Raw genomic sequence first — 13,321 nt, 5'->3', positions numbered from 1 at the left:
CGCGAAGGGCGGCGCGCTGCGCAGCATCCGGGGAAAGCAGCCTCAATGCGCCTCGTCCCAGTTGTTCGCCGCGCGCGCGTCGACATGCAGCGGCACCGAGAGCAGCACGGCGGGGAACGGCGCGTCCTGCATGACGTGCTGCACGACGGGAAGCGTCGCCTCGACCTCGGCGTCCGGCACCTCGAAGATCAATTCGTCATGGACCTGCAGCAGCATCTGCGCCGATAGTTTCTTTGCGGCGAGCGCATCCTCGACCCGCGTCATGGCGCGGCGGATGATGTCGGCGGCGGTGCCCTGAAGCCGCGCGTTGATCGCGGCGCGCTCGTTGAAGGCGCGCACCGAGGCGTTCGACGCCTTGATGTCGGGATAGTACATCTTCCGGCCGAACAGGGTGGTGACGTAGCCGTGGCTCCGGCAGAAATCGCGCGTCTCGTCCATATAGGCGCGGATGCCGGGGAAGCGCTCGAAATATTTCTTGATGTAGGCGGAGGCTTCCTCGCGCGCGATGCCGAGCTGGTTGGCGAGGCCGAATGCCGAGATGCCATAGATGATGCCGAAATTGATCGCCTTGGCGCGGCGGCGGATTTCGCTCGGCATGCCCTTGATCGGCACGCCGAACATTTCCGACGCGGTCATGGCGTGAATGTCGAGCCCGTCGCGGAACGCCTGCTTCAGCACGGGAATGTCGGCGATCTCGGCCAGCAGCCGCAGCTCGATCTGCGAATAGTCGGCGGAGACGAGCTTGTGCCCTGATGTCGCGATGAAGGCGCGGCGGATCTTTCTGCCGTCCTCGGTGCGCACCGGGATGTTCTGCAGATTCGGCTCGTTCGACGACAGCCGGCCCGTCGTGGTTGCTGCCAGCGCGTAGGTCGTGTGCACGCGATGGGTCTGCGGATTGACATAGGTCGGCAGCGCGTCGGTATAGGTCGATTTCAGTTTCGAGACCTGGCGCCACTCCAAAATCTTCCTCGGGAAGTCGTGGCCCTGCTCGGCGAGCTCGTCCAGCACCTGAGCGGTGGTCGACCATGCGCCGGTTTTCGTCTTGGTCCCGCCTGACAATCCCATCTTGCCGAACAGGATGTCGCCGATCTGCTTGGGACTGCCGACATTGACCGGCTCGCCCGCGATCTCCTGGATCTCGGCTTCCACGCGCGCTGCGGTCTGGGCAAAGTCGCCGGAAAGACGCGACAGCACCTGGCGGTCGATCGAGATGCCGCGCCGCTCCATGCGCGCGAGCACGGACACGAGCGGCCGCTCCAGGGTCTCGTAGACTGCGGTCATGTGCTCTGCGACGAGGCGCGGCTTCAGCACGTGCCAGACACGCAAGGCGACGTCGGCGCCTTCGGCCGACAGCGCCGCGGCCTTGTCGATCGGTACCTGGTCGAAGGTGATCTTGCCCTTGCCGCTGCCGAGCAGCTCATTCTCCTTCAGCATGGCATGACCGAACCAGCGCTCCGACAGCGAGTCCAGCGCGTGCGAGCCGCGGCCGGCGTCGAGCACGTAGGAGATCAGGAGCGCATCGTCGATGTTGCGCAAGGTGATGCCGTGCTGCGCCAGCATCACGGCGGTAAACTTGACGTCGAAGCCGATCTTGAGGATGCCTGCCGATTCCAACACCGGCCGCAACGCTTGAACCGCCTCTTCATGCTTGACCTGATCGAGCGCGAGGCCTGCATCGAACAGGCCGGCACCGCCGCCGGACTGCTTGTGCGCCAGCGGCACATAGCAGGCCTCGTTCGGCGCCAGCGCCAGCGCAATGCCGCAGAGATCGGCCTGCATCGGATCGATGGAGTTTGCCTTGATCTCGATCGCGACATGGCCGGCGTCATGAATGCGCGCGACGAATGCGTTGAGTTCTTTGAGCGTCTTGATCGTCTGATACTTGCTCCGATCGACCGGGAGCTTCCGCATGGCCTCTTCGCGCGCAGCCGCCAGCGAGATCGGCGCGCCCTTCAGGCTGGCGCCCTTGTCGCCCTTGTCGCCGCCCGTTGCGCTCGCGGCAGGGGCGGCGAAGAGATCGCCGGAAGCCTCGGACGTCCTTGCTTTCGATGCGCCTTCGCCGGCCCTGGCGCCGCTGCTGTTGCTCGCATCGGCATCGACATTGGCGGGATCGATCTGCGAATAGTCGGCGACGCGGCGCGTCAAGGTGGTGAATTCCATCGCCTTCAGGAAGGCGATCAGCTTGCGCGCATCGGGCTCGTGGACGGCGAGCTCGTCGAGCGGCACGTCCAGCTTGACCTTGTCGTCGAGCAGCACGAGTTTTCGCGAGATCCGCGCCTTCTCCGCGTGCTCGAGCAGCGCCTCGCGGCGCTTGGGCTGCTTGATCTCGCCGGCACGGAACAACAATTGGTCGAGGTCGCCATATTCGGTGATCAGCTGCGCCGCGGTCTTGATGCCGATGCCGGGCACGCCCGGCACGTTGTCGGTGGAATCGCCGGCCAGAGCCTGCACTTCGACGACCTTGTTCGGCGGCACGCCGAATTTCTCGATCACCTCGGGGATGCCGATGCGGCGGTCCTTCATGGTGTCGTACATGGTGACGCAATCGGTCACGAGCTGCATCAGGTCCTTGTCGGAGGACACGATCGTCGCGCTCGCGCCGCGTTCGCACGCCTCGCGCACATAGGTCGCGATGAGGTCGTCGGCCTCGAAGCCACCTTGTTCCAGGCAGGGCAGGTCGAAGGCGCGCACCGCTTCGCGGATCAGCGCGAATTGCGGGATGAGGTCGTCCGGCGCCGGCGGCCGGTGCGCCTTGTATTCCGGATAGATCGCGTTGCGGAAGGTGACCTCCGACTTGTCGAACACGATGGCGAGGTGCGTCGGCCGGTTATCGGCCGGCATGTCGCGCAGGAGCTTCCACAGCATGTTGCAGAAGCCGAGCACGGCGTTGACCTGCAGCCCGTCGGACTTGCGGTTCAGCGGCGGCAGCGCGTGGTAGGCGCGGAAGATATAGGAGGAACCGTCGACCAGGAACACGTGGTCGCCCTTGCCAGCGGCCTTGGCTGCTACAGGTTTGGCCGCAACCGGTTTGGCAGCAGCTGTCGCGGCGGGCTTGCTCTCGGCGGCGGCGGTGGTCTTCGGGGATGTTTTGGGCATGGCCGCAATGTATGAATTTTTGCGGACTTTGACAGCCTCGTGAGGGGGGTTTTTGGCTCGCTATCCCCACTGTCATTCCCCGCATCCCCACTGTCATTCCCCGGCTTGACCGGGGAATCCAGTACGCCGCGGCCCATCGGTCGACAACGACTGTCTCTGGAATACCGGGTCGCCCGGTCGAGCCGGGCGACGACAGTGTGCTACTCCGCCGCCTGCAGCCGCACGCCCGCCTTCCTCGGTGCGATCCAGAACGCATCGGGCCGCTCGAACAGAAAGCGGGCATTGAACAGCAAGGCGGCCCGCCAGATCGCGAGCGCACCGATCACGCCGGCGATGGTGACGATCAGCGACACCGTGCCGATATCGGGAATGATGCCGGTGCGCAGTAGCAGCGTCCGTGTCGCCGCCATCGGCAGGAAGAAGGCGAGATAGATCACGATGGAATGTTCGCCGCAGAAGCGCAGGAAGTTCATCCATTGGGCGCGTGCGAGCAGCGTTCCCATGGTGATGATCGCGCAGGCGCCGGCAAAACCGAGCACGAGCGAGACGATCTTCCATTCGCTAGCCCCCAACACGACGAGGCCGGCATTGACCAACGCCCAGGTCGCGAGCGCTGCGAGCGCAAGCGCCGGATGCTTCCGCGCGCGGTCCGACAGCGCGAACACGTAAGGCGCGAACAGATAGCCCGAATAGAAATAGACGAAGCGCGAGCAGAACTCGTCGATGACGGTCCACCCCGTCGTGATGCGTGCCATCTCCAGCGCGGCGGCAATGAGCCAGATCGCGAGCGGCGGGACCTTGCGTGTCAGTTTTGTGACGATGAAGAAGATGGGAAGGAGATAGATAAACCACAGCGTGCCGAACGGCTCCACGAAGGATTCCAGATACAGCAGGCCGGCGTCACGCCAGCTCGTCTCCGCCGCGAAAGCGGGCGCCTTGAAGCCAAACTGGATTGTCACCCAGACGACATAGAAATAGGCGAAATGCACCACCTTGCGGTCGAGATAGGTTCGCCAGTCCCGGTCGATCACCAGCGCCAGGAACAGGCCCGAGATCAGGAAGAAATCCGGCATCCGGAACGGCTTTGCGAAGGCGACGGCGACATGCATGAAACCGGTCGCGCCGGCGGCGAGCTCGACCCCCAGCACCGAATGCATCATCACGACCATGATGATGCAAATGCCCTTGGCGTAGTCGACCCAGTCGACACGCGCGGCAGAAGGGGCTCTGGTGCCTCCGCTCCCTGCGATTGTGCCTGATGGTGCCATGGTGTCCCTTTTCGAGGCGCCTTTCGCCCGTCCTGTTCGGGTGTGGGGCAGTGTGGGGCCTCAGCGGTTTCCGACTTCTTTACCGGATCAATTCCCATGCCGCTTTTTTGTCTGCGGACTGTTCCCTCCCCTCGGGAAAATGCTAAACCGCCCCGCGTCGGGGTTTTGTTAACCATTCTGAAACAGGGATTTTCATGCGCATCGCGATGATCGGCACGGGCTATGTGGGATTGGTGTCCGGAGCCTGCTTTGCTGATTTCGGTCACGACGTCACCTGCGTCGACAAGGACGAGAAGAAGATCGCGGCGCTCCATCGCGGCGAGATCCCGATCTACGAGCCCGGCCTCGACGAGCTGGTTGCGACCAATGTCAAGGCCAAGCGGCTCGACTTCACCACCGACCTGAAGAAGCCGGTCGCGGACGCCGATGCCGTCTTCATCGCGGTCGGCACGCCCTCGCGCCGCGGCGACGGCCATGCCGATCTGTCCTACGTCTATGCTGCCGCGCGCGAGATTGCGCAGTCGCTTCAAGGCTTCACAATCGTGGTGACGAAGTCGACCGTGCCAGTGGGCACCGGCGACGAGGTCGAGCGCATCATCCGCGAGACCAATCCCAACGCCGACGTCGTGGTCGCCTCGAACCCCGAGTTCCTGCGCGAGGGCGCCGCGATCCGTGACTTCAAGTTTCCCGATCGCATCGTGGTCGGCACCTCCGACGAGCGCGGCCGCAAGGTGATGAGCGACATCTACCGTCCGCTCTCGCTGAACCAGGCGCCGCTGATGTTCACGGAACGTCGCACCGCCGAGATGATCAAATACGCCGCCAACGCGTTTCTCGCGACCAAGATTACCTTCATCAACGAGATCGCCGATCTCTCCGAAAAGGCCGGCGCCAACGTCCAGGAGGTCGCGCGCGGCATCGGCCTGGACAACCGCATCGGCACCAAATTCCTGCATGCCGGTCCCGGCTTCGGCGGCTCGTGCTTCCCGAAGGACACCAAGGCACTGATCAAGATCGCGCAGGATTACGACGTGTCGCTGCGCATCGTTGAATCCGTGCTGGCCGTGAACGAGAACCGCAAGCGTGCGATGGCGCGGAAGGTGAGCCAGGCGCTCGGCGGCTCGCTGCGCGGCAAGACCATCGCGGTGCTCGGCCTGACCTTCAAGCCCGACACCGACGATATGCGCGACGCGCCGTCGATCCCGCTGGTGACGGGTCTCATCGACATGGGCGCAACGGTCAAGGCGTTCGATCCCGTCGGCATGGAGCAGGCCAAGGGCGAGCTGCCTGACATCACCTATTGCGAGGACGCCTATTCCTGCGCGCAAGGTGCCGATGCGCTCGTCATCGTCACCGAATGGGTCCAGTTCCGCGCGCTCGATCTCGATCGGCTGAAGACCATCATGGCGCAGCCCGTCGTCGTCGACTTGCGCAACATCTACCGCCCCGAAGACATGGAAGCTGCCGGCTTCACCTATGACAGCGTCGGCCGCCCGCCGGTGCAGGGCTGACGATTCGCTGCCGCGAATAATTCCGTCATGGCCGGGCTTGTCCCGGCCATCCACGTCTGTTTTCTAGTCCAAGACGTGGATGCCCGGCACAGGGCCGGGCATGACGAGTGGATAAACATTGCCCCGCAGCTTCGACACGCCCCTGCCGATCGATGCCGTGCTCGACGATTTGTCGCGCACGCTGGAGACCAACAACGCCGCGGTGCTGGTGGCGCCGCCGGGGGCCGGCAAGACCACGCGGGTGCCGCTGGTCTTGCTCGATGCGCCCTGGGCCAGGGGCAAGAAGATCATCGTGCTGGAGCCGCGCCGCATCGCGGCGCGCGCCAGCGCCGACCGCATGGCCAAATCGCTGGGCGAGCGGCCCGGTGAGACCGTCGGCTATCGCGTCCGGTTCGGCTCGAAGATCTCACGCGCCACGCGCATCGAGGTAGTGACCGAGGGCATCTTCACCCGCCAGATCCTCGACGATCCCGAGCTCTCCGGCGTCGGGGCCATCCTGTTCGACGAATTCCACGAGCGCTCGCTCGATGCCGACATGGGCCTGGCGCTGGCCCGTGACGCGCAAACCGGCCTGCGCGAAGATCTGCGCATCCTTGTGATGTCGGCAACGCTCGACGGGGCGCGCGTGGCAAAGCTGCTCGGCGAGGCGCCCGTCGTCGAGAGCGAGGGCCGCGCCTTCCCCGTCGACACGCGCTATCTCGGCCGCAAGGCGGACGCACCCGTGGAGCGGCAGATGGCGGATGCGATCGCATCCGCGCTGCGCGCCGATAGCGGCTCGGTGCTGGCGTTCCTGCCGGGCGCCGCTGAAATCCGCCGCACCCAGAATTTCCTCAGCGAGCGCGTGCAGGACGCCTCGATCGAGATCGTGCCGCTGTTCGGCGCGCTCGATGCCGCCGTGCAGGACCGCGCCATTGCGCCGCCGCCCAAGGGCTCGCGAAAAGTGGTGCTGGCGACATCGATCGCCGAGACCTCGCTCACCATCGAAGGCGTGCGCATCGTGGTCGATTCCGGTCTTGCCCGCGTGCCGCGCTACGAGCCGGACATCGGGTTGACCCGGCTCGAGACCGTGCGTGCTTCGCGTGCGGCGGTGGATCAGCGCCGCGGCCGCGCCGGCCGCACCGAGCCGGGTGTCTGCTACCGGCTCTGGGACGAGCCGCAGACGGCCTCGCTCGCGCCGTACACCCAGCCGGAAATCCTCAGCGCCGATCTGTCCTCGCTGGTGCTCGATCTCGCGCAATGGGGCGTCGCTGACCCCACAGCGTTGTCGTTCCTCGACCCGCCGCCCGCACCGGCCTGGAAGGAAGCCAAAGGCCTTCTCACCGAGCTCAACGCGCTCGATGGTGACGGCCGCATCACCGCGGAAGGCAAGAGTCTGCGTGCTCTGGCGCTGCCGCCGCGGCTCGCGCGCATGATCGTGGATTCGCATCGCGTCGGGGAGGGCGAAGCCGCGGCGGAGATCGCCGCCATCATCACCGAGCGCGGGCTTGGCGGCGACAGCGTCGATCTCGAACACCGGCGCGACCAGTTCCGCCGCGACCGCTCGCCGCGCGCGTCGAGCGCGCGCGACCTGGCGCGGCGCTGGGCCTCGCAGGTGGCGGCTTCGGAGAAGGCGGGGCCACAAGATGACCTCTCGACCGGTTTGATGCTCGCCTACGCGTTCCCGGACCGCGTTGCGCGCAACCGCGGCAATGGCAGTTTCGTGCTGGCCAACGGCCGCGGCGCCGCCGTCGAGCAGACCTCCTCGCTCGCCCGCGCACCCTACATCGCGATCGGCGAGATGACGGGAACGGCGGCGAGCGGGCGTATCCTGCTCGCTGCGCAAATCACGGAGGGCGAGATCGAGCGGCATTTCGCCGAGCACATCGAGACCGCCGACGAGATCTCCTTCGATCGCGGCGCGATGGCTCTGCGTGCGCGGCGCAAGCGCGCGCTGCACGCCATCACGCTGTCCGAAGCCACCCTCGCAGTGTCACCTTCCGAGGAAACCGCGCGCATTTTCGCCGACGGCTTGATCGCCGCCGGTCTCGACCGGCTGCCCTGGTCGAAGGCGGCCAAGCAGTGGCGCGACCGCGTGATGTTCCTGCGCAAGGCCGAGGGCGACAGCTGGCCTGATCTCACGGATGACGGATTGATCGCACGGCGCGAGGACTGGCTGGTGCCGGCGCTCTACGACAAGATCGCGCTGAAGGATATCTCGCCGGGCGATCTCTCCGACGCGCTGATGGCGATGCTGCCGTGGGAGATGCGCGCGCGGCTCGAGCGCGAGGCGCCGACGCATTTCGAGGCGCCGACCGGAAGCGTGCTCGCGATCGACTACGAGGCCGAGCAGGGACCGACCATCGCGGTGCGGCTGCAGGAATTGTTCGGCCTCAACACCCATCCCTCGATCGCGGCCGGCAAGGTGCCGCTGGTGCTGGAGCTGTTATCGCCGGCACAGCGCCCGGTGCAGGTGACGCGCGATCTCCCGGGCTTCTGGCGCGGCAGCTACGCTGCCGTGCGCTCCGACCTGCGCGGCCGCTACCCGCGCCATCCCTGGCCGGACGATCCGGCGAGCGCCGTGCCCACCCGACGCGCGAAGCCGCGCGGGACGTGAGGTGCCTTCGCCCTCGCCCCGCAGGCGGCAAGGCAATCGCATATGAGCTTTGTACTTGGGGCGTCATAGTCTCCACATCGTCATGGCCGGGCTTGTCCCGGCTTGCTCCGCGGCACAAAGAACGTGGATGCCCGGGACAACCCCGGGCATGACGTGCGGTGAGGGGTTCAGCGAGGCCGCATTAACCCTCCGCTCATCCTTTTCGTCAAAATAGCAGCGCTCCGGCCGCAGCTCCGCTCGCGGCCGGGCGTGTCGCGTGGTGAAATCGAGCTTTCGGCTCGGAAGTGGTGTAATGCGTAACATTATGATCCTCGCGGCCGTCATGATCGGCCTCGGCACCTTCATGGCGCAGATGGCGGACAAGATGAGCTCGGCGTCCGCCACGTCAGCGCCGCGCACGACGGTTGCTGTCGCGGCCGCGGCACCGACCGGCGGCCGCAGCCTCGCCATTTCTCGCGACGGCCGTGGTCACTTCCAGACCGAGGGCAGGATCGAGGGCCAGCGCATCGGCTTCATGGTCGACACCGGCGCCTCCGTGGTTGCGCTGAATGAGACCTCGGCCGCCCGCTTTGGCCTCCGTCCCTCGCGCGGCGAGTACAACGCCACCGTATCCACCGCCAACGGCACCATCAAGGCCGCTCGCACCCGCATCGCGATGCTCGATGTTGGCGGCCTCATTGTGCGCGACGTCGATGCCATGGTGCTGCCCGATGCCGCGCTGTCGGAGAACCTGCTCGGCCTCTCCTTCCTCTCCCGCCTGAAGCGCTTCGAATACGCCAACGGCCAGATGGTGCTGGAGCAGTAGGCCCGCCCGGAGGCCTTTGATGGGGGCTCCCGTCGGGCCAAACAGGGTGCTATATTCTCTCAATGAATGGCCCCGATGCGATAGCGATCCTGCGAAAATCCGAGCCCGCTCTTCGCGAGCGCGGTGTTTTGCATGCCGCGTTGTTCGGCTCGGTGGCGAGGGGTGAAAATCACTCCGGCAGCGATGTCGATATCATGGTCGAGATTGATCCAGATGCGCGGATCACGGTCTTCGACTACGTCGAGCTCAAAGAATACATCTCCAACCTCTTCGGCGAGCCGGTTGACGTCGTCAATCGCGACGGTCTGAAATCATACGTCGCTCCGGCTGCGACGGCCGACGCTGTCTATGCCTTCTGATCGCACCGACGGGATTCTGCGGGACATCTTGCATCACATCGATTTGGCGATTGAGTTCGCCGCAGGTCTTGATCGCGATGCGTTTGCGGCGGACCTGCGGACGGTCTATGCGGTTACGCGATGCCTGGAGATTATTTCAGAGGCATCCCGTCGGCTTTCCGATGATGTGAAATCGAGGCATCCGGCCATCGCATGGAGGCAGATGGCGGCCGCGGGCAATGTCTATCGACACAACTACGAAGACGTTGCTGCCCATTTCGTCTGGGAGACTGTTCAACAGGCTCTGCCGCCTCTCAGGGAAGTCCTTGAAGAGGAGGTTGCACGGCTACAGACTTAGCCCCATTTTGGTCAGACATTTATATCGTGACGTCGGCACATCCTTCGTTACCAAACTGCCGCAATTAACGGCCATAAGCCTTCATTCCCGCCTTTCGTTGCGGCCCGGCATTCGCTAAGGCTGCAGCAAATCCTGCCCCCCCTTTTCACGAGACCGTCTCAATGTTCCCCAAGCCGAAATCCGTATTGCTGCCCAACACCTACGCCTTCGAATCCGAGCCGATGGTGAAGCCGACCGGCTTTCGCGAGTACGACGCGCGCTGGTTGTTCCAGAAGGAAATCAACCTGATGGGTGTGCAGGCGCTCGGCATGGGGCTGGGCGCGCTGATTGCCGAGCTCGGCGTCAAGCAGGAGATCGTCACCGGCCACGATTTCCGCGGCTATTCGGCCTCGATCAAATATGCGCTGATCTCCGGCCTGATGGCGGCGGGCTGCAAGGTGCACGACATCGGGCTGGCGGTGACGCCGATGGCCTATTTCGCGCAGTTCGATCTCGACGTGCCCTGCGTCGCCATGGTCACGGCCTCGCACAACGACAACGGCTGGACGGGCGTGAAGATGGGCGCCAACCGTCCGCTGACCTTCGGCCCCGACGAGATGACGCGGTTGAAGGAGATTGTGCTGGGCGCCGAGTTCAAGAACAAGGCCGGCGGCTCCTACCAATTCCACGAGAACTATCCGGCGCGCTACATCGCCGACCTCACCAGCCGTCCGAAGCTGACGCGCAAGCTCAAGGTCGTCGCCGCCTGCGGCAACGGCACCGCCGGCGCGTTCGCGCCGCAGGTGCTGGAGGCGATCGGCTGCGAGGTGATCCCGCTCGACACCGAGCTCGACCACACCTTCCCGAAATACAATCCGAATCCGGAAGACATGGAGATGCTGCACGCGATCCGCGACGCGGTGCTGCATCACAAGGCCGATGTCGGCCTCGGCTTCGACGGTGACGGCGACCGCTGCGGCGTCGTCGACAATACCGGCGAGGAGATCTTTGCCGACAAGGTCGGCGTGATGCTGGCGCGCGACATGTCGGCGATCCACAAGGATGCGCAATTCATCGTCGACGTGAAGTCGACCGGCCTGTTCGTCACCGATCCGGTGCTGCAGAAGCAGGGCGCGAGGGTTGCCTATTGGAAGACCGGCCATTCCTACATGAAGCGCCGCACCAACGAGACCGGTGCGCTCGCGGGCTTCGAGAAGTCCGGCCACTTCTTCTTCAACAAGCCGTATGGCCGCGGTTATGACGACGGCCTGGTCTCGGCGATCGCGATCTGCGACATGCTCGACCGCGCGCCGGGCAAGTCCATGGCGGACCTGAAAAACGCACTGCCGAAGACCTGGTCGTCGCCGACCATGTCGCCGCACTGCGCCGACGAGACCAAATACGGCGTCATCGACCAGGTGGTGAAGCACTTCGAAGGCTTGCAGGCCAAGGGCGCCAAGATCGGCGGCCAGGCGATCCGCGATCTCGTCACCGTCAACGGCGTGCGCGTCACGGTCGAGGACGGCAGCTGGGGCCTGGTGCGCGCCTCCTCCAACAAGCCCGAGCTCGTTGTCGTGGTCGAGAGCCCGGTCTCCGAGCAGCGCATGCACGACATGTTCGAGATGGTGAACAGCGTGCTGCGCACGCATCCTGAGGTGGGCGAGTACAATCAGACGATTTGATATAAAAGGCGAGAACGCCTCGAGCCACAACTTCCGCCGTCATGCCCGGGCTTGTCCCGGGCATCCACGTTCTTCTCTCTGTGCAGATGCGCGTGGATGGCCGGGACAAGCCCGGCCATGACGACTACCGATGAAGCCGCGCCAGTAGTAAGTAAAACCTAAGCCGCCACCGCTGCCGGGATCGGCAGCGCGGTGACCGACTTGATCTTCTCCATCGCGAAGCGCGAGGTGACGTTCTTCAGCGGCACGGCGCTGATCAGCTTCTTGTAGAACACGTCATAGGCCTGCATGTCCGCGACCACGACGCGCAGCATGTAATCGACGTCGCCGGCCATGCGATAGAATTCCATCACCTCGGGCATGGCGCTGACGGCTTCGGCGAACTTCTTCAGCCAGGCGTCGGAATGGTCGGAGCTTTCGACCGACACGAACACGGAGATGCCGAGCCCGATCTTGTTCTGGTCGACGAGGGCGACCCGCTTGATGATCACGCCGTCGGCCTCCAGCCGCTGGATACGCTTCCAGCAGGGGGTCGAGGACAGGCCGACGCGGTCGCCGATCTCGGCGACGGACAGCGAGGCATCCTCCTGGAGTACCATCAGAATCTTGCGGTCGATGGCGTCGAGGCGGCGGCTGGTCTCGGGGATCTGGACGGCGACATCGGTCATTTGAAGAACTTTGTTCCATTTCAGGGGCTGATTTCCCTGATATAGAGAAAATCTTTCCACAGCAAGCCCATAATCTCGGCGGGAGAGTGGAATCGCTCTACAGCGCGCCTCGCAAAAGCCCTTCAACTTCAATGCGTTGAGGGGCCGCCAAGCCTCCGCCATGGCGGGTGCATTTCAGCGCCGCGGCGGCCGCGGCGAATCGCAGCGCCTCCCGCACGCCCTCACCCTCGGCGAGGCAAAGCGTGACGGCGCCATGGAAGACGTCGCCGGCGCCAAGCGTATCGACCGCCTGGACCGGGAAGGCCGCGGTTTCTTCCAGCTCGCCCGCCTCGTTCAGCCAGATCGTGCCACACGGACCGCGGGTCGCGGCGAGGAAGGCGGGCGTCAGCTTGGCGAGAAGCCTCAAGGCCTCGCCGTCATCGGCGATGCCGGCCGTCTCCTGCATCTGCTCGCTGGCGAACAGCAGGTGCGAGGCCGCTGTGAGCAGGCCGTCCTGCAACGACATCGCGCGGTCGACGCCGACGATGACGGGAATACCGCGCCGGCGTGCCTCGGTGCAGAGAGAGATCGTGAACGCCGCGCAGCGGCTCTCGACGAGGACAGCCTGACAATCGTCGAGCAGCTCGTCGGCATCGGGCAGCTTGACCGTCCAGAGAACAGGATCGCGATAAATGGTCAGCGTCCGCTCACCCGCCGCGTCGATGATGATCGCCGAGACGGGCGTGCTCACATCAGGCATGCGCACGATATGGCTGGTGTCGATGCCTTCGGCGGTCATGCGTTCGAGGATGAAGCCGCTCGACGTCTCCCGAGCATCGCCCATCGGTCCCGCGAAGGCAACGCGGCCGCCAAGCCGGGCAATCGCGATCGCGGCATTGAGTGCGTTGCCGCCGCAGATCTCCGCGAGATGGCTGGCATTGGCCTTGCTGCCGCGTACGGGCACGGCCTCGACCCGAAAGGTCAGGTCGCGCACGGGAATGCCGATGCAGAGGATGCGCGGCGCGGCCTCAGATAGCGCCATCG

At 65.0% G+C, this 13,321-nt stretch carries 10 protein-coding genes; 6 read left to right on the top strand and 4 right to left on the bottom strand.

What is annotated here, in order from left to right:
• Positions 1 to 42 precede the first annotated feature (42 nt).
• Entirely contained in the window at positions 43 to 3,096 is a 3,054-nt protein-coding gene (polA, locus tag IVA81_RS15275; protein ID WP_247319482.1) for a DNA polymerase I, read from the bottom strand.
• Between the two features lie 200 nt (positions 3,097 to 3,296).
• Entirely contained in the window at positions 3,297 to 4,364 is a 1,068-nt protein-coding gene (locus IVA81_RS15270) for an acyltransferase family protein (RefSeq protein ID WP_247319480.1), read from the bottom strand.
• Between the two features lie 194 nt (positions 4,365 to 4,558).
• Here IVA81_RS15270 and IVA81_RS15265 point away from each other — a divergent pair, with 194 nt between their 5' ends.
• From IVA81_RS15265 to IVA81_RS15240, 6 genes are all read left to right on the top strand, one after another.
• Positions 4,559 to 5,875: a UDP-glucose/GDP-mannose dehydrogenase family protein gene (locus IVA81_RS15265; protein WP_247319478.1), complete on the top strand. Its 1,317-nt coding sequence runs from the start codon at positions 4,559 to 4,561 to the stop codon at positions 5,873 to 5,875.
• Positions 5,876 to 5,993: 118 nt separating this feature from the next.
• Positions 5,994 to 8,468 carry an ATP-dependent helicase HrpB gene (gene hrpB, locus IVA81_RS15260; protein WP_247319476.1) on the top strand — a complete coding sequence of 825 codons (2,475 nt, stop codon included), beginning with the start codon at positions 5,994 to 5,996 and terminating at the stop codon, positions 8,466 to 8,468.
• A 292-nt stretch (positions 8,469 to 8,760) separates the two neighbouring features.
• The gene (locus IVA81_RS15255) at positions 8,761 to 9,273 is read left to right on the top strand and encodes a TIGR02281 family clan AA aspartic protease (RefSeq protein WP_247319475.1); all 513 of its coding nucleotides are present in this window, start codon (positions 8,761 to 8,763) and stop codon (positions 9,271 to 9,273) included.
• Positions 9,274 to 9,335: 62 nt separating this feature from the next.
• A complete protein-coding gene (locus tag IVA81_RS15250; protein ID WP_247319473.1) occupies positions 9,336 to 9,632 on the top strand; it encodes a nucleotidyltransferase family protein in 297 nt (98 codons plus the stop codon).
• Complete coding sequence (locus tag IVA81_RS15245) at positions 9,622 to 9,969, top strand: HepT-like ribonuclease domain-containing protein (protein ID WP_247319471.1); 348 nt, start codon at positions 9,622 to 9,624, stop codon at positions 9,967 to 9,969. Before IVA81_RS15250 ends, IVA81_RS15245 begins: the two co-directional genes overlap by 11 nt.
• 161 nt (positions 9,970 to 10,130) lie before the next feature.
• The gene (locus tag IVA81_RS15240) at positions 10,131 to 11,630 is read left to right on the top strand and encodes a phosphomannomutase/phosphoglucomutase (RefSeq protein WP_247319469.1); all 1,500 of its coding nucleotides are present in this window, start codon (positions 10,131 to 10,133) and stop codon (positions 11,628 to 11,630) included.
• A gap of 158 nt (positions 11,631 to 11,788) precedes the next feature.
• Here the strand turns inward: IVA81_RS15240 and IVA81_RS15235 are convergent, their stop codons facing one another.
• Both IVA81_RS15235 and IVA81_RS15230 read right to left on the bottom strand, forming a co-directional pair.
• The gene (locus tag IVA81_RS15235; protein WP_247319468.1) at positions 11,789 to 12,298 is read right to left on the bottom strand and encodes an Lrp/AsnC family transcriptional regulator; all 510 of its coding nucleotides are present in this window, start codon (positions 12,296 to 12,298) and stop codon (positions 11,789 to 11,791) included.
• A gap of 97 nt (positions 12,299 to 12,395) precedes the next feature.
• On the bottom strand, positions 12,396 to 13,319 hold the full coding sequence (locus IVA81_RS15230) for a sugar kinase (RefSeq protein WP_247319459.1): 924 nt from the start codon (positions 13,317 to 13,319) through the stop codon (positions 12,396 to 12,398).
• Positions 13,320 to 13,321 lie beyond the last annotated feature (2 nt).

Source organism: Bradyrhizobium sp. 141 (genome assembly GCF_023074055.1).
Classification (GTDB): Bacteria; Pseudomonadota; Alphaproteobacteria; order Rhizobiales; family Xanthobacteraceae; genus Bradyrhizobium.
This window is presented reverse-complemented; position numbering and strand designations above follow the sequence as displayed.

Bases quoted from the DNA above. Each gene is read 5' to 3' on its own strand.
- polA (WP_247319482.1), bottom strand. From the start codon at position 3,096: ATGCCCAAAACATCCCCGAAGACCACCGCCGCCGCCGAGAGCAAGCCC.
- IVA81_RS15270 (WP_247319480.1), bottom strand. From the start codon at position 4,364: ATGGCACCATCAGGCACAATCGCAGGGAGCGGAGGCACCAGAGCCCCT.
- IVA81_RS15265 (WP_247319478.1), top strand. From the start codon at position 4,559: ATGCGCATCGCGATGATCGGCACGGGCTATGTGGGATTGGTGTCCGGA.
- IVA81_RS15255 (WP_247319475.1), top strand. From the start codon at position 8,761: ATGCGTAACATTATGATCCTCGCGGCCGTCATGATCGGCCTCGGCACC.
- IVA81_RS15250 (WP_247319473.1), top strand. From the start codon at position 9,336: ATGAATGGCCCCGATGCGATAGCGATCCTGCGAAAATCCGAGCCCGCT.
- IVA81_RS15245 (WP_247319471.1), top strand. From the start codon at position 9,622: ATGCCTTCTGATCGCACCGACGGGATTCTGCGGGACATCTTGCATCAC.
- IVA81_RS15240 (WP_247319469.1), top strand. From the start codon at position 10,131: ATGTTCCCCAAGCCGAAATCCGTATTGCTGCCCAACACCTACGCCTTC.
- IVA81_RS15235 (WP_247319468.1), bottom strand. From the start codon at position 12,298: ATGACCGATGTCGCCGTCCAGATCCCCGAGACCAGCCGCCGCCTCGAC.
- IVA81_RS15230 (WP_247319459.1), bottom strand. From the start codon at position 13,319: ATGGCGCTATCTGAGGCCGCGCCGCGCATCCTCTGCATCGGCATTCCC.